The 17302-nt window shown below is 62.6% G+C and carries 8 protein-coding genes; 4 read left to right on the top strand and 4 right to left on the bottom strand.

Annotation, left to right across the window (positions count from 1 at the left end):
* Positions 1-69 precede the first annotated feature (69 nt).
* Complete coding sequence (gene metR / locus TU79_RS09000; protein WP_057007669.1) at positions 70-987, top strand: transcriptional regulator MetR; 918 nt, start codon at positions 70-72, stop codon at positions 985-987.
* 55 nt (positions 988-1042) lie between these two features.
* On the opposite strand, the gene TU79_RS08995 is transcribed toward metR, so the two are convergent.
* The 3 genes from TU79_RS08995 to nosR all read right to left on the bottom strand — a co-directional run bounded on the left by TU79_RS08995 (position 1043) and on the right by nosR (position 4304).
* Entirely contained in the window at positions 1043-1549 is a 507-nt protein-coding gene (locus tag TU79_RS08995; RefSeq protein WP_057007668.1) for a GNAT family N-acetyltransferase, read from the bottom strand.
* Positions 1546-1953, bottom strand: a complete 408-nt coding sequence (locus TU79_RS08990; protein ID WP_057007667.1) for an NUDIX hydrolase — start codon at positions 1951-1953, stop codon at positions 1546-1548. Before TU79_RS08990 ends, TU79_RS08995 begins: the two co-directional genes overlap by 4 nt.
* 1019 nt (positions 1954-2972) lie before the next feature.
* On the bottom strand, positions 2973-4304 hold the full coding sequence (nosR, locus tag TU79_RS08985) for a response regulator c-di-GMP phosphodiesterase, NosR family (protein WP_057007666.1): 1332 nt from the start codon (positions 4302-4304) through the stop codon (positions 2973-2975).
* A gap of 247 nt (positions 4305-4551) precedes the next feature.
* On the opposite strand from nosR, the gene TU79_RS08980 reads away from it, so the two are divergent.
* Together TU79_RS08980 and TU79_RS08975 are read left to right on the top strand one after the other, a co-directional pair.
* A complete protein-coding gene (locus TU79_RS08980) occupies positions 4552-5685 on the top strand; it encodes an OpgC family protein (protein ID WP_057007665.1) in 1134 nt (377 codons plus the stop codon).
* A 63-nt stretch (positions 5686-5748) separates the two neighbouring features.
* Positions 5749-12213 carry an NEL-type E3 ubiquitin ligase domain-containing protein gene (locus TU79_RS08975; protein ID WP_057007934.1) on the top strand — a complete coding sequence of 2155 codons (6465 nt, stop codon included), beginning with the start codon at positions 5749-5751 and terminating at the stop codon, positions 12211-12213.
* 42 nt (positions 12214-12255) lie between these two features.
* On the opposite strand, the gene TU79_RS08970 is transcribed toward TU79_RS08975, so the two are convergent.
* Positions 12256-13674: an amino acid permease gene (locus TU79_RS08970; RefSeq protein ID WP_057007664.1), complete on the bottom strand. Its 1419-nt coding sequence runs from the start codon at positions 13672-13674 to the stop codon at positions 12256-12258.
* 468 nt (positions 13675-14142) lie between these two features.
* Here TU79_RS08970 and TU79_RS08965 point away from each other — a divergent pair, with 468 nt between their 5' ends.
* Entirely contained in the window at positions 14143-17214 is a 3072-nt protein-coding gene (locus TU79_RS08965; protein WP_057007663.1) for a transglycosylase domain-containing protein, read from the top strand.
* Positions 17215-17302 lie beyond the last annotated feature (88 nt).

Genomic DNA, 17302 nt, shown 5'->3' with positions numbered 1-17302 from the left:
ACACAGGCTTAAACATGAGACAAACTCACGCTGTTCGCCCGCATCACAAATTGTATTCATGGAGAGCCCGTGCTCGAAATCCGTCACCTCAAGACCCTGCATGCCCTGCGTGAAGCCGACAGCCTGGTGGAAGCCGCCGAGCGACTGCACCTGACGCAATCAGCGCTGTCGCACCAGTTCAAGGAATTGGAGGAGCGCCTGGGCATGCCGCTTTTTGTGCGCAAGACCAAGCCACTGCGCTTCACCAGCGCCGGCCTGCGCCTGCTGCAATTGGCCGACGCCACCCTGCCACTGCTGCGCGGCGCCGAGCGCGATATCGCACGGTTGGCCGGTGGCACCGCCGGCCGTTTGCACATGGCCATCGAATGCCACAGCTGCTTTCAGTGGCTGATGCCGACCATCGACCAGTTCCGCGATGCCTGGCCGGAAGTCGAGCTGGACCTGGCCTCCGGCTTTGCCTTCGCACCGCTGCCGGCGCTGGCCCGCGGTGACCTGGACCTGGTGGTGACCTCCGACCCGCTGGAACTCTCGGGTATCACCTACGTGCCGCTGTTCACCTACGAAGCCATGCTGGCGGTGGCCAACCAACACGCGCTGGCCAGCAAGTCGTATATCGTGCCCGAAGACCTGCTCAGCGAAACGCTGATCACCTATCCAGTGGAGCGCGATCGCCTGGACATCTTCACGCGCTTTCTGGAGCCTGCCGACGTGGAGCCTGCGCAAGTGCGTACCTCCGAGCTGACAGTGATGATGATGCAACTGGTCGCCAGCGGCCGTGGCGTATGCGGCATGCCCCATTGGGCACTGCATGAGTACAGCTCGCGCGGCTACGTGAAAGCCAAGCGCCTGGGCGAAAAAGGCTTGTTCGCCACGCTGTATGCGGGGGTGCGCACCGACATGCTGGACGCGCCGTACATGCGCGATTTTCTGCTGACGGCCAAGGACACGTCATTTTCCACACTGGATGGCGTGAGCGCCGTGCGCTGAACGTCACAGAGCCGGCTTGCCAGCCCCCACATTGGGCGGTGTGGTAACCACGGCCTCACTCGGCCTTGAGTTCACGCCACATGTGAATCTTGTCGAAATACTCCACCCCCACCCGCACCGCCAGCGGCTCCAGGCCAAACTGGATAAAGCCGCAGCGCCGGTACAGCGCAAACGCAGCGTCATTGCCGGCAGTGACGGTCAGTTGAATCACCTTGAGACGCGGGTGCCGGCGCGCTTCTGCCAGCGCCGCTTCGACCAGACGACGACCCAGGCCCTGCTGCTGATACGCCTCGATCACGTACATGCCAAACAGGGTCACCTTGTGCCGCGCCTTTTCGCGGGGCTCGAACGCCAGGCCGACGATGCCCGCGAGCGTGTCCCCGGCAAACGCGCCGAGCAGTCGATCCAGCGGGTTGTCGAGGCGTTTTTCCCACCAGCTCAGGGGCATCGCCGCACGTTCGGCGACACTGGAGGTAAACGCTTGGGGATAGACGTCATACGCTTGCAGCATCAACGTGCGATAGCTCTCGGCGTCATGGGCCTGCAGCGGGCGCAGGATCATGCGGTAAGCGCGGCGCGATAAAACGGCAGAATCAGGTCTCGGGTCAACGGCGCCAGTTGCAGGCCGCCATCGCCAGCGGGGTCGATCCAGCGGATTTCTTCGATTTCCGCGGCGGGCGTTACGGCTACATCGATGTTTACCTGGAACAGCTCGGCTTCAACGGTGAAACCGGGCTCGTTGGCGGCGGGTGCCGAGAAGTGACCAAGGTAGACGGCGGCGTCCGGATCAATGTGCAGGTTCAACTCTTCGAACAGCTCACGGGCCAGGGCCTGCGCGGGTTGTTCGCCCGCGTCGATTTTGCCGCCCGGTTGCATGAAGGCCTGGGTGCCGCGCTTGCGCACCAGCAGGGTCTGGCCGTCGCTACCGATCAGGAGGGCGGCGGCGATGCGAATGGTTGAGGTCATGGAGGGTTCGCCTGGATGCAAGGGCTGCAAGGATCACATGTTCCAAGGCTGCGTCGCAAATACAGGGGTGCTTTCTCCCTGAGCTGGCTTGGCGTGGCGAGCGGCCCTGCTCTAATGCCAGTCAGTTAAGCGCAGATCCCCTGTGGGCGCGGGCAAGCCCGCTCTTATCAAACACAAATAACGTATTGATTTTAAAACCTGAAGTCTCAGGCAGACACATTCCTGTGGCGAGCGGGCTTGCCCCGCGTTGGGCTGCGCAGCAGCCCCAAAACCCTGTTCCGCGTAGTGTCAGGTACACCACGTTTTCTTTGATTGGGGGCGCTTCGCGTCCCAACGCGGGGCAAGCCCGCTCGCCACAGAGGCCCCAGTTTGCTGCGCGACAGCGCTAAGTCGAAGACGCAGATCCCCTGTGGGCGCGGGCAAGCCCACTCTTATCAAACACAAAATAACGTATTGATTTTAAAACCTGAAGTTTCAGGCAGCCACATTCCTGTGGCGAGCGGGCTTGCCCCGCGTTGGGCTGCGCAGCAGCCCCAAAACCCTGTTCCGCGTAGTGTCAGGTACACCGCGTTTTCTTTGATTGGGGGCGCTTCGCGTCCCAACGCGGGGCAAGCCCGCTCGCCACAGAGGCCCCAGTTTGCTGCGCGACAGCGCTAAGTCGAAGACGCAGATCCCCTGTGGGCGCGGGCAAGCCCGCTCTTATCAAACCCAAAATAACGTATTGATTTTAAAACCTGAAGTTTCAGGCAGCCACATTCCTGTGGCGAGCGGGCTTGCCCCGCGTTGGGCTGCGCAGCAGCCCCAAAACCCTGTTCCGCGTAGTGTCAGGTACACCGCGTTTTCTTTGATTGGGGGCGCTTCGCGTCCCGACGCGGGGCAAGCCCGCTCGCCACAGAGGCCCCAGTTTGCCGCGCTCTTGATCTTGACCCCAAGTCGCCGTTACCGCAGCAACGGATATGTACACCGAAAAACCGCCTTCACCACAACAATTCAGCTCGCCATAGCCTCCCTGCATTTGCTCAATCGGGCTCAGCCTTGATGAACACGCTGTACCGCGCGCCCTCCATCGTCTCGAACGCAATCAGCTTGTCCACTAACGGTAAATTGAGTGACTTGCCCGCGTTGAGCAGCAACATGCCGTTGTCGGCATTCAGGTTGCGCGCCAGCACCATGCCCTCTTCCAGTTCGCGGGTGCCCAGCACCTTGACGTTGGGATCGCCCAGGGTCACGTCATTGAGGTAGGTGGCGCAGACCCGTACGAAGTCTTCCACCAGATTCGGATCGTAGAGCCGTCCAGCGTATTTGCGGATGTACAGCAACGCTTCGTCACTGTTCATCTGGCGCTCCAGGATCAGGCCCTTTTGCAGCTCGATAAAGTCCACCGCCAGCTTGAGCAGGCGCGAACCGACGGGGATCGCATCGCCCTTGAGGTGGTCGGGAAACCCGCTGCCGTCCCAGCGTTCCTGATGGTGGCGGATCAGCCGCGCAGCGTCCTTCATGGGCTCCAGGGTCATCAGCAACGACTCGCTCTGGCCGGGATAGGCCCGATAGCGTTCGCGGTCGCTGCTGTGCAGCAGGTCCGAAGGCGCGGCGGTCATGCTGTCGCTCCAGCTCAGCTTGCCAATGTTGTAGAGCGCGGCGGCCATGGTCAGGTCGCGGTTGCTGGCGCTATCGACGCCGTGGGACACGCACCAGGTGCGCACCAGTTCGATGATCTGCCGGTTGGTCTGCTTGGCGCGTGGCAGGCGCAGGTTGGCCAGCAGCGAAAACACCTCGGTGCCGGTGGCGTAGCTGTGTTTGAGTTCTTCGTAGGCGAGGTCAAGCATGTCGGCGGTTTGCTGCAGCTCATTGGTGCGCGCCGCCACGCGCTTTTCCAGGGACGCGTTGAGCTGTTTGAGTTCGTCGTTCTGCTGCTGAATCAACTGCTCCAGGCGCGCGCGCTCACGCTCGGAGTGTTGGTGGGCGAGGGATTGACGCAGGGCCAGCAGCAGTTCCTCATCCTTCCAGGGCTTGCTCAGGTAGCGGTAGATTTCGCCTTCGTTGATGGCTTTGACGATCAGCGTCAGGTCGGTTTCACCGGTCAACAGAATGCGCACGGTGTGCGGGTACGCCTGGTGGATATGCGCCAGCAGCGAGGCGCCATCCATGTCCGGCAGGCGCGCGGCGCTCATCACCAGGTCGACGGGATGGCGGGCAAGAATGGCCAGGGCCTCGACGGCACAGGTCGCGCTGTGCAGCGCAAAAGGCTCCAGGCGCAGCAACTGCTTGAGGCGGTGCAGCACGTCGGGGTGAGCATCGATCAACAGCACCACCGCACGCTCGGCATCGGTGAACGAAACGGACTCTCCCATGGAACACCTCGGATCGTCGGTGTGTGCTCCTTAAGGTCTGGGCACTGCCTCCTGGCGGATAGTCACGAGTTTAGTCGGGTTTTCATGAAGTGACGTAAACACGGCAAAGCGCTTGAGACATTCAGTAATATCCCACCTTTGCAATTGCTTACAAATACCGCCACCCTGCGCCCGCCCGACGCACGGCGTGCACCTCCCTGCCGCGTGCCTGTCCCTACTAAACAATTTGTTCATAGAGCCCGCTGCCATGCTGAACGGACGCGACCCGCGCATCGATTTTTTTCGGGGCCTGGCGTTGATCTTCATTTTTTGGGATCACGTCCCCCACAATCCTCTTGGCCAGATCACGTTGCGCAACATCGGCTTCAGCGACGCCGCCGAAGTGTTCGTGTTCCTTGCCGGCTATGCCTCGGTGCTGGCATACGGCAAGGTGCTTCAGCGCGAGGGGTACTGGATGGCCGCGTTGAAAATCCTGCGGCGCACCTGGGTGTTGTACGTGGTGCATATCTTTTTGCTGGCGATGCTGATGGGCATCGTGTTTTTTGCCAACAGCCATGTGGAAACCCGTGACCTGGTGGCGGAGATGGGCCTGACGCACTTCGTCACCCACCCGCAACAGGCACTCACCGATGAATTGCTGCTGCGCTTCAAGCCCAACCTGATGGACCCGTTGCCGCTGTATATCGTGCTGCTGGCAGGCCTGTCGCTGGCGCTGCCGTTGCTGCTGCGTTACACCGCAGCGGTCGTCACGGTGTCGTTGACGGTGTACCTGCTGGCGCCCCACCTGGGCTGGAACCTGCGCGCGATTGCCGACGGTGTGTGGTACTTCAACCCGGTCACCTGGCAACTGCTGTTTGTGTTGGGCGGTGCAGCGGCGATTCACGCCAGCCGTCCGCGCCCACTGGAAACGCTCGCGCTGTACCGGCAACCGCTGTTCGTGGCGGCCGCCGTGTATGTGGCGATGGCGGCTGTGATCACCCTTTCCTGGCGCTGGCCTGAGGTGCACGACGCCTGGATGCCGTCGGCCCTCGGCGAGCGGCTCTACCCGATCAGCAAGACCGACCTGTCGCCCGCGCGCCTGCTGCACTTTCTGGCCCTGGCCTACGTCACCGCCAAACTCCTGCCGGGGCGTGCCTGGACCGACCATAGCCTGGCCCGCCAAACCTGCCGTATGGGCCGCTATTCGCTGGAGGTGTTCTGCCTGGGTGTGCTGCTCGCGCCGTTGGCGGACATGGTCAACGCGCTGGCCGGCGATGCCTTCGCCATGCAGATGTTTACTGCCCTGATGGGTGTGGGGCTGATGGCTGCACTGGCCGCCTGGATGGACTTCAATAAACGCCTGGATCAACAGGCGCTGGGCCGCGCACCGCTACATAGTTAATCCCGCCGACAAAAAGCGCCATGCTCCCATTGGCCTTCCACTTCTCGTGAAAGGCCAATGCGCATGACCCCCTACACCCCCCTCCACGGCTTGTCAGGCAACCTCCAATCGAGTGATGCCTGGGCCCGGCAACAGGCACTGGAGCTGATCCAGCGCACTGTGACGCAAGCGATGCAGGCACTGAGCGCGCAGGAACAAGCCGACTACCTCAGGTTGCACCGTGAATCGCAAAAGGCACTCGCCGACCTTGAGACCGAAAAACAAGCATTGATCGATGCCTTCAAGACCGAAAGCCTGGCGCAATTGCGCGGCAAACTCGATGGCCGGGACCCGCAGCTGTACCGGTTCAACACCACCTACCTGGAAAAACGCGAACACCCCTTCCCCTGGGACCCGCCTGCGCGCGCGCCGGAGTTCCGGCCGCGCCGCGCCTATGAAGAATGGCGCTACGACCTGCACACCAAAAGCATGACGCTCTGGGAGGCGGCCTGCGTCAACTTCGGCTTTACCCATTCCATTGTCCAGGACTCAGGCTTCAGCCTGGCCGAATCCAGCGAAATCGTCGGGCCTGGCGCGCCCCTCGATACTCTGGCGTTTATCAGGATTGCCCGCGAGTTGAACCTCGGCGATCAGTTGCAGACGCGCATCCAGACTGCACTGGCCGCAAACAGTACACTGCACGGCCGGTTTCTTGCCGCGACAACCGCAATGACGCGCTTTGAGCTGCTGGAATCGTGGCGTCTGCGCGCCACCACCGGACTCACCCGGCCACTGTATGACGCGCTGCTCCATACCCTGGAAGCCGGCGACCGGTCACTCAAATTCGACACCCTGAGCCTGGAGTTCAGCCCCGCCTCTATCCCGTTGGTGCAGGGGCCGGACGCAACCCCGTTGCCGCTGTTTTTGATTCGCGTAGCGAGTCTGGGCGTGGTGTCCTATTTCCCTTCGCGCCCCGGTGGCGCCTTCGTTTATCACAACGACGCCAAGGCGGCGCACGCGAGCCTGCGCCAGCAACTCAAAGACAGCCAGCAGCAGCAGGACCTCGGCTGGTTTTCCCGGCAGTTCTCCCTGACAGGGCTGTCCGCCCTCACTTCGCTGCTGAAAAAGCAGCCCCGCCCCGAAAGTTTGAGCTGGCTGGCCGGGTTGCTGTATGACGGCTTCCACAAGGCGTTCCCGGGCCCTTCCCTGGACAGCCTGCACTTCGTCACAACCCCCGCGCCCGGCAAGGCTTTAAGCCTGGTGAAAACCCTGGTCTCGCGGTATATCCAGCGCTACCGCAGCGACCTGTCCACCCTCGCCACCACACGTTCCGAAGCCGACTGGCAAGCGCTCAAGAATGGCGTCAGCGCGATCGGCGCCGAGGTTCTGCAACTGTTGCTCACCCCCATGCCCGGCGGCGTGACCGGGCTGAACCGGATCATGCAACTGGCCGTACTCGGCAGCATGACCTATAGCCTGGGCCAGGGCGTGGACGCTGCCGTCAAAGGCGAGTCCAGCGGCTTTGCCTCGACGCTGGCGGATGTCGCCGACCTGGCTATCAGCGGCCGCCTGATCACCGTCGCCGGCCGCGCGCACCATCAGCGCATGCTCAATTACCTGGACAGCCTTGGCAACCCGCGCAAAGTCACGCGCACCGACGGGGTCGATGAACTGTGGCGGCCCAATGCGCAGCCCTACGCCATTCCCCGCCAGCACCTGCTCGATGGACGCAGCGCCGACGCGCTGGGCCTGTACACCGTCGAAGGCAAGACTTACGCCAGACTCAGCGTCGGCGACCAGACCCGCGTGGTCGAAATCAGCTACGACACGCAACACCTGCGCTACGTGCTCAAACACGTCAACGGTGGCCGCTACACGCCGCCGATCATTTTCGAGCCAACTGCGCAGGCCTGGGTGTTCGACCTGAAAAACGCCCACACCCTTACCGACCTGCAGTTGCTCAAACGGATGCTGCCCAATGGTCTGCCAACGCCGGCCGACGCCGACCTCGAACAGATGCTGCGCAGTACCGCCACCACCCGCACCACCCTTGACAATGTATGGAGCGCGCAGCCTGCGCCTCTGGACCTGATCGAAGGCGTACGGCGGCTGCAGGCCGACCAGGTCATCAGGCAGATCGTCGAACACTTTCACGAGCCCGGCTACCTGCCGCCCCATGGCGACGCACTGGTGTTTGGCCTGTTGACGCAACTGCCCAACTGGCCAGGGGACACGGTGATCAACGTGCGCGATGAGCAAGGCGTGCTGATCGAAACCTACAGCAAAACCGCTCAGCCCCCGACCAAACCCCATACCGTGCAGTTGACGCGCCAGGAAGACGGCCGCTACGCCGATGTCGACAATCAGCGGCTGCCTGCCGGCACGGTGGACCCGCTGATGCGCCTGATCATGCGGCAACAGCCCGCCAAGTCGCAGCTGGGAAAAAGCGACACGCCAACGCTCACCGAAGACCAGCGTATCAATACTCTTCGCGGTGAGGTCGCGGCACTGGGCGCCAGCGAGCGCGCCACGTTATTTACCACTGCGGTCAACTACGCCGGCTACGACAAGACCGAACTCATCCCTCCCCCCGCAGTACGCCGATACCTGCCGCTCAAGGCCACGTCAACGTCTGTGCCCCTCACGCCAGTGCTGAAGAAACTGCGCGACCTCAATGCACCGCTGTCCGCCATCAGCCTGGCACGCCTGCTCGAACAGCAACCGCTGACGCCACGTCAGCAACAGGATTACCTGCAGCACGGCACCCTCCCCCAGGCACTGGTCGACCTGCTGGATCGCCAGCGCACCGCGCTGCGCATCGACGCCGTGATCGACGGGCTGTACCACGCGCGCGAGTTTGCCAGTGACACCGATCAATGGGCCCGGGAATTCGCCTCGGCATTGGTACGCAACACCCTTAAACGTCCTTTTGTCGTGACGGATATCGACAGTGGCAAAACCTACACCTCCAGCGGTCCCGAAGACCCCACCGTCGAGTTGCGTCATTACGGCGATGGCGATTACCGCGCCTATGACATGCGTAACGGCGGCGAAATTGCCGTGTCACCGCAAATCGACAGCTTCTACCTGGCCATCGGCTCGGTACTGCAACCCCACGAACGCCAATTGCTGGGAATGAACAGCGCCAACGATGCCAAGGGCCTGCGCAAAACCCTGGGTGACCTCATGAGCAAACAGCGCAGCCCGCAAGGGTTTGTCAGCCTGGTCAACGGCTCATTGGCGCAGTACGAGCAACCGCGCAGCCTGCCGCCGAACCTCAAGCCTGCGGCCAATGGCATCTTCACGTTCAACGCGCGGCATTACCTGGCCCTGCTCGGCTCGCTGTACCGGATCGTGTTCGATAAAAGCCTGCTCAAGTGGCGCTTGGTGCACCCGCACAAAAGCGGGGTCAACACGCCCACCCTTGAGCACAATGGTGAAGGCGCCTGGCGCCTGTCCAGCGACGACCCCATGGCCTGGGACGACCATAGCCTGCTGCAACGCCTGGGCAATCATACTTACGCCTTTACCAGGGACGTGGCAGGTAAAATCCTGGCCTTGACCGACACCCCTGCCCAGGCACTGCGCCAGGTGCATTGCACGGCACGGGCAGCGCCGCCGCTGCTGACCGACACCTGCAAACGCGTGAAGATCGACGAGCAGATCCAGTTGTTCATTCAGGCGCTACGCACCGACCCCAGCGCTCCGCCCGCGCGACCGGAGCTGCAATTGCTGGTGCTGACCGGCATGAGCGGCTGGCCCACCGACCATGTGCTGCAAATCGTCGACGACCAACAGCAGGTGCTCAAGCAATACCCCACGCCGCACACCCCGAAAAACGCCACGGTCGTGCAGGTCACGGAGCAGGACTACAAAGGCGGCAAACTGCTCGCCAGCGTGGTCGCCAACGACGCGATCTGCAACGGCCTGCTGGCTGAACAGACCCGTACCAGCGCGGAGCGCTTATTCAAGCTGGTGAAGAAAATCATCGCGTTCATCGAGCAGAATCCTGCACCGGTATTCGAGTCCCTTTACGCACGCAACGAACTCCATGGCTCGGCACAGGAAAAGCGCATCAAGGCCCATTACCCCAAGCTGCCCACCAGCGCGGCGAAGGCGATTCTTGGGCAGGCCACCCCCAGGGAACTCAAACAACTGCATGATAAGAACCGAGTGGGCCTGCGGCTGGCGGAGCAGGCACGCTTGACCGGCCACGACCTGCGTTTGAATCGCGCCTACGAAGGGCTCCTGCTGGCATCCTGCGCCAACGCAGACAGCGACAGAATCACCCTGTACTTGTTGAAGTCTCTGCCGGACTGGCCGAAAAACCTGCGCATCGATGTGCATCAGGACAGCTACCATGGCGCTTTGCTGCAGAGCGCGGGGCACATGGACGGCACGGTGCGGCGCCTTGTCAGGACCCGCGATGGCTATCAGCCCTACGACAGCGCAGGTAAACCATCCGGCGAGCACTCCCGCGCACTGTTGCCCGCGCTGTTGCAATACCTGTCCGCCAGCGAGCGAAGCGCGCTAAGCATTTCCGACAATGACGACCTGTCACCCTGGCGCGAGCAGATCGTCGCCCTGGCCCTGGGTCGCCGCGTGGAGATCAAAGGCGAACTGGGCCTGCCGCATCTGCAGCCCTGGATGCAGCCGCCCATGGGGGTCGACCACTCGTTCCTGGCGTACCCGATATTTGGCGCGCGCTGGCCGTTCGGCGGCAATCGCCCGCCTGACCTGGTCGCCAGAGTCCTGGCGCTGTACCCAAGCTTCAGCGCAAATGAGGCGCGTACCTTCATCCGCTCCCTGGATTTGAGCGAGCCTGCCGCGCTGATCGAACTGGACAGGCGCCAGGCCGAATACCAGGCCTTTGACACCGAGCTGACGCGCTGGGCCGAAGCACCCAATGAGACGGAAGATGCCAACGACCCGCTCGGCATCCACCTGGGCGTGCGCCGCTTCATCGCCCAGCGGCTGCGCCAGGCCTGGCGACGCGATGGGCAGCAACATTACCTGCCCGGTCTGTTTCACGTGGCCTCGCTGGAACTTCAGCTGGATGACATCAGCTTGCCCCCCGCTTTCTTTCTCGCGGGGCTGACCGGCTTCGAACATATCGAGTATCTGCGACTTTCCAGCAACGCATTTCCAGTCGGCGCAGACCTCTTTTTGCAAAAGTTTCCCGGGCTGCGCGCGCTGAAGATCGACAGCAACATGAGCGAACTGCCCAAGGCCATCACCGATATGACGCAGCTGCAGCAACTGGACCTGTCCTACAACAACCTGGTCCTGACCGAAGAAGCCGCGGTACGCCTGGCCAACATGCCCCACCTGGAATATGTCGACCTGAGCCATAACCGGCTCGCTATTGCACCAGACGTCAGCCGCATGCAAAACCTGCAGTCACTGGACCTGCGCAACAGCGAGATCAGCCAATGGCCGACCGGTACCTGGCAGTTGACTCACTTGTCGCAGCTGCATCTGGAAGACAACCTCATCGACAGCGTGCCCGAGCAAATCTTCACGACCCCAGGGCTGTCGGAGGTCAACCGCAACACCTTCCTGCATGGCAATCCATTGTCAGAGGCCAGCCGTCAACACATCGAAGACTACCGCCGCAGCACCGGCATTGACCTCGGCGGGCCCATGCTGGTCGCGCAGCACACGACACCGGAGACTGACGATTTCAACCAATGGCTGACCGGCGTTCCCGCACATGAGATCACCGAACGCAGTTGGCTCTGGGAGCAGTTGCGCGCCAATGAAGAAGTGAGAGCGGACGATGTGTTTCAGGTGCTTGCCGACCTGCCAAAAACCTTTGCCTACACCCGCTCCGACGCGTCCAGGCAAGCGCTCACCGTGCGAGTCTGGACCTTGCTGACGGCGATGGGCGAATCAACGCAATTGCGCAACGCCGTGTGCCTCAACACCTACGGCGCCGGCAGCTGTGGTGACAGTGTCCTGTTGGCCTTTACCAATATGGAGCTGGAGCATCGTATTCACCAGGCCAAGTCAATGCGTCGCACCCATGAAAGCGATCGCGCCCTCATCGCCCTGTCTACCGGGCGCTTCTATCTGAACCAGCTCGATCATATTTCCGACAAGTTCATTCATGCGCGGGAAATGGCCGGCCTGGACGTTGACCAGGCTGAGGTCACGATTTATTTCCGCGCCCAGTTGGCCAAGGAGTTCAACCTGCCCTTTTATCCGCTGGAGCTGCTGTACACCGTTGAACGCTACGTGACCCAGGCCGTGCTCGACGACGCGCGCGCGCAATTGCGCAAGCTGGGCAAAAGCCCGGCCCTGCAGGAATGGCTGTTAATGGAAACCTTCTGGATCGAGTACCTGGCCAACAGTCACCCGCACACCTTCACCGCGGTCAGGGAAAACATCGAATACAAAGTGCAGGCGCTGGAAAAGGAGCTGCCCGACAAGCAGTCAGACCTTTACCTGGAGCGCAGGCAGTCACTGATTGACCTGGAGAAGGAAGAGCACAACCGACTGGTACGACAACTGACCGTCGCCACACAAGCGGCATTGCAACGCGCTTGAACCGACGCCGCCGGAGCCTGTGTACAGACTCCGGCGGCTGCCTTACGCCGAACGCGCGGCGCCGGGAACGGCCGCCCGCGGTTGCAACTTGAACACGTAGAACAACACCGTCAGCAGCACCAGAAACACCGGACCTACGTACAGCGCGATGCGTGTGTCGGGGAAGTACGCCATCAGGCCTACCACCAGCACCAGAAACGCCAGCGCCAGGTACGAACTGAGCGGGTACAGCCACATGCGGTATTTGAGGCCGTCGCGCTCAGCCGGGCTCAGGCCACGGCGAAACCTGAGCTGCGCCAGCAGGATCATCACCCAGGTCCAGATCGCCCCGAAGGTGGCGATGGAGGTCACCCAGACGAAGACCTTTTCCGGTACCAGGTAGTTGAGCAGCACGCCCAGCAGCAGCGCGCCAATCGACAACAGCAGCGCCTTGCGCGGCACGCCGTTGCTGGAAGTGCTGGCGAAAGCGGCCGGGGCCTGGCCGTTCTGCGCCAGGCTGTAGAGCATGCGCCCGGTGCTGAAAATGCCGCCGTTGCAGGAGGACAGCGCGGCGGTGATCACCACGAAGTTGATGATCCCGGCAGCGGTCTTGATGCCCAGACGCTCGAAGGTCATCACGAACGGGCTGCCCTGGGTGCCGATCTCGTTCCACGGGTAGATCGACAGGATCACGAACAGCGCGCCGACGTAGAACAGCAGGATGCGCCAGAACACCGAGCCGATGGCATTCGGGATGGTCTTCTGCGGGTTCTTCGCTTCACCGGCGGTGAGGCCGATCATTTCCACGCCCAGGTAGGCGAACATCACCATTTGCAACGACATCAACACGCCCTGCACGCCGTTGGGCAGGAAGCCGCCGTGGGCCCACAGGTTGGAGATCCCCAGCGCCACGCCGTCATTGCCAAAGCCGAACGCGATGATGCCGACGCCGCCGATCACCATGGCAATGATGGTGACGATCTTGATCAGCGCGAACCAGAACTCGAACTCGCCGAAGGCCTTCACCGCGATCAGATTGATGGTGCCCATGCTCACCAGCGCCGCCAGTGCCCAGATCCAGCGCGGCACATCGGGGAACCACACGCCCATGTACACCGCCACCGCCGTGATCTCCGCCACGCAGGTCACCAGCCACAAAAACCAGTAGTTCCAGCCGGTGAGAAACCCCGCCAGCGGGCCAAGGTAATCCTGGGCATAACGGCTGAACGAACCGGCAACGGGGTTGTGCACCGCCATTTCGCCGAGGGCGCGCATGATCACCAGAATCGCCAGGCCGCCGATGATGTAGGCGAGCATGATCGCCGGGCCGGCCATTTCGATAGCCTTGGCCGAGCCGAGAAACAGACCGACACCGATGCAGGCGCCGAGGGCCATCAGGCGAATGTGCCGCTCGCCCAGTTCGCGTTTGAGCGGGCCGTCCGGGACGGTCGCGTCAGGGGGCAGGGGGTTGCCGACAGGCATAAGGGTACAACCTCGTTTTGTTATTGGATTGAGCCACCGGGCGGACACCGCGAAACCGGTGGGGCATGCAGTATAAAAACCCGAACGAGGGGATTTTCACTCTATAAGCAACTGAATTCAGCGATAAACCCGGATAAAAAAGCATTCTACGAGACAGACTTGCCTGCTTCAAAGCCTTAAACAATGGACACGCCCTTCTTCCTGCTGCCCGGCAACCCAGGGCCCTGTGGCGAGCGGGCGTGCCCCGCGTTGGGGCGCGAAGCGCCCCCAATCAGGAAACCCTCGGTATACCTGATACTACGCGCAGGCTGGTTTTGGGGCTGCTGCGCAGCCCAACGCAGGGCAAGCCTGCTCGCCACAGGGGAGCTGCGCTTAACTGAACGCGCCAGGAGTAATTTTTCACACAGCGCCACCAGCGACTACGCTTCATCCAAGTCCGATCAATCTGAAGGAATGGATCAATCGACCATGGGCGCGTTATGGCAAACCGATTCGAAAAAAGCTGCGGTACTCGACGACAGCACGGATCAGCCGCCATTGCCGAAAGGCCATCGTTCGCGAAAGCGAGGGTGGTGGCTGGCGTTGTTGGTTGCACTGCTGGCCGTGTCCTGGGCCGCCGTCAGGGAGATGCACAGCTCGCGTCTGCAAGCGGCACACTTGAGCGCGTTCGCCGCCTCACTGAGCTATCGCGTGGAGCCCGGCGCCAGCGATGCGATGGTGTACCCGGACGCCGGCCCGTTTGATCAGCGCCTGGGTTACAGCGCCCTCGACGAATTCCTGCCGCGCCTGCTCAAGCGCAATTACCTGATCGAGGCCCAGGCGCGCTTCTCACCAGCGTTGATGACTTACGCTCAACGCGGCTTTTATGTGCCTTACGCCGAGAAGGTACAGGCCGGCCTGAACCTCACCGACTGCCGCGCGGCGCCGTTGTACAGCTTCAGCTACCCACAGCAGTTGTATGAACGCTTTGGCGCGATCCCGCCGCTGATGGTGCAAAGCCTGCTGTTTATCGAAGACCGCGACCTGCTCGACCCCGCACACCCGCAGGCCAACCCGGCAGTGGACTGGCCGCGCTTCGCCAAGGCCGCCTGGTCACAGGTGGCCAGGCTCCTGCATTTGCCCGGGCAAACGGCCGGCGGCAGCACCCTCGCCACCCAGCTGGAAAAGTACCGCCACTCGCCCGACGGCCTGACCGCGTCGGGCAGCGAGAAAATCCGCCAGATGCTGTCCGCCAGCGTCAGGGCCTACCAGCCGGGCCCCGATACCCTGGGCAGCCGTCGCAACATCGTGCGCGACTACCTCAACACCGTGCCGCTCTCGGCCGTGCCGGGGCACGGTGAAGTGCACGGCATGGCCGAAGGTTTGCGCGTGTGGTTCGGCGCCGATTTCAATCAGGTCAATGCGCTGCTGGCCGGCGATGCGCCCCAGGACCTCGTGCAAAAAGGCGTTGCCCTGCGCCAGGTGCTGTCGCTGATGATCGCCCAGCGGCGCCCTTCGTATTACCTGAACAAGGGCCGTGACGAACTGGCGCAACTGACCGACAGCCACCTGCGCCTGTTGGCGCAGAGCAAGGTGATCGAGCCCGCGCTGGCCGAGGCCGCACTCGCGGGCGCTGTCACCTACCGCGACTGGCAACAGCAACCGACGCTGCAGCCGGTGGACACCAACAAGGCCATCACCGTAGCGCGCAGCCGCCTCGCCAGCCTGCTCGACCGCCCGCTGTATGACCTGGACCGTCTCGACCTGGCCGCCACCAGCACCCTGCAATACGATCTGCAAACCCAGGCCACCGACTATCTCAAGCGCCTGGCCGACCCGGCCTTCGCCAAGCAAATCGGCCTGCTCGGCCCGCGCCTGCTCACCGCGCAAAGCACGCCCCAGGTGCGCTACAGCTTTACCCTGTTCGAACTGACCCCGGGCGGCGCGCGCGTGCGCGTGCAGACCGACAACACCGACCAGCCCTTCGACATCAACCAGAGCAGCAAACTGGAACTGGGCTCTACCGCCAAGCTGCGGGTGTTGACCACCTACCTGCAGGTCATCAGCGAACTGCACGGGCGCTACGCGGCGCAACCGGCCGCGACGCTGAAAAAAGTCACTGTCGCCGAACAGGATGTGCTGTCGCGCTGGGCTCTGGATTACCTGATACGCAGTCCCGAGCGCACCCTGTCGAAGATGCTCGATGCCGCGCTCGATCGCACCTATTCGGCCAATCCCGGCGAAGCGTTTTTCACCGGTGGCGGGCTGCACCGTTTCCACAATTTTCGCAGCGAAGACAACGGCCGCACCCCGACCCTGCGCGATGCCCTGCGCGAGTCGATCAACCTGCCGTTCATTCGCCTGATGCGCGACCTGGTGCGCTACACCACCTACGCCGGTGCCGATAACAGCGCGCGCCTGCTCAAGGACGACAGCGACCCGCGCCGCCAGGAATACCTGGCCAGATTTGCTGACCGTGAAGGCAGCGCCTTCCTGCTCAAGTTCTGGAAAAAATACCGCAACAAGGACACCCAGGCGCGGCTCGACACCTTCATGGACAGCCTGCACCCCAGCGCGATTCGACTCGCCGCCGTGCACCGTTACCTGCTGCCCCGGGCCAGCCAGGACAGCTTCAACCACTTCGTGCGCTCGCACCTCAAGACCGGCGACACGCTCAGCGACCAACGCCTGGCCACGCTTTATAAAAACTACGGCCCCGGTGCCTACGACCTGCCCGACCAGGGCTATATCGCCAAGGTGCATCCGCTGGACCTGTGGCTGCTCGGCTACCTGCTCAACCACCCGGAGGCGACTTTCAACGACGCGGTCAAGGCCAGTGAGTTCGAGCGCCAGGAAGTCTACAGCTGGCTGTTCAAGAGCCGTCATCAGAGCGCCCGTGACAGCCGTATCCGCACCATGCTCGAGATCGAAGCCTTCCTGGATATCCACCAGCGCTGGCAGGCCGTTGGCTATCCGTTCGATCACCTGGTGCCATCGCTGGCCACCGCCATCGGCAGTTCCGGCGACCGCCCCGCCGCCCTCGCCGACCTGATGGGCATCATCCTCAACGACGGCATGCGCCTGCCGGTGGTGCGTATCGACCATCTGACCTTTGCCGCCGGCACCCCGTACGAAACGCAACTGGTCAGTGACCCGGAACGCGCCCGGCGGGTATTGCCCAGTGAAGTCGCCACCGCCTTGCGCAGCGCGCTGTCGCAAGTGGTGGACGCGGGCACGGCCAAGCGCGTGGCCGGCAGCTTCACCCTGGCGGACGGCACGCCGCTGTCGATGGGCGGCAAGACCGGCACCGGCGATAACCGCATCCAGGCTGTGGGATCGGGCGGGCGTCTGATCAGCTCCAGATCCATCAACCGCACGGCGACGTTCGTGTTCTACATCGGCGAGCACCACTTCGGTACGCTCACCGCCTTCGTGCCGGGCGCCTCGGCCGAACGCTTTACCTTCACCTCGGCGCTGCCGGTGCAGGTACTCAAGGGCATGGCACCGATCCTCACACCGTACCTGCAACCCGGCGCCAACACGCTGTGTGTGGCGCGCTGAAAAAAGGGTGGCATCCCGATAGTTTTCAGCGCTGAATTGTTGACCGTTAGGCACGCCTAACCGACTAATTTTCAAGCTTATTTCAGGC

This window comes from Pseudomonas trivialis, assembly GCF_001439805.1.
GTDB classification, from domain to species: Bacteria; Pseudomonadota; Gammaproteobacteria; order Pseudomonadales; family Pseudomonadaceae; genus Aquipseudomonas; species Aquipseudomonas trivialis.
Note: the sequence above shows the minus strand (reverse complement) of the source record. Positions and strands in the feature narration are given on the sequence as shown.

Bases quoted from the DNA above. Each gene is read 5' to 3' on its own strand.
- TU79_RS08975 (WP_057007934.1), top strand. From the start codon at position 5,749: ATGACCCCCTACACCCCCCTCCACGGCTTGTCAGGCAACCTCCAATCG.
- TU79_RS08965 (WP_057007663.1), top strand. From the start codon at position 14,143: ATGGGCGCGTTATGGCAAACCGATTCGAAAAAAGCTGCGGTACTCGAC.
- nosR (WP_057007666.1), bottom strand. From the start codon at position 4,304: ATGGGAGAGTCCGTTTCGTTCACCGATGCCGAGCGTGCGGTGGTGCTG.
- TU79_RS08970 (WP_057007664.1), bottom strand. From the start codon at position 13,674: ATGCCTGTCGGCAACCCCCTGCCCCCTGACGCGACCGTCCCGGACGGC.
- TU79_RS08980 (WP_057007665.1), top strand. From the start codon at position 4,552: ATGCTGAACGGACGCGACCCGCGCATCGATTTTTTTCGGGGCCTGGCG.
- TU79_RS08990 (WP_057007667.1), bottom strand. From the start codon at position 1,953: ATGACCTCAACCATTCGCATCGCCGCCGCCCTCCTGATCGGTAGCGAC.
- TU79_RS08995 (WP_057007668.1), bottom strand. From the start codon at position 1,549: ATGATCCTGCGCCCGCTGCAGGCCCATGACGCCGAGAGCTATCGCACG.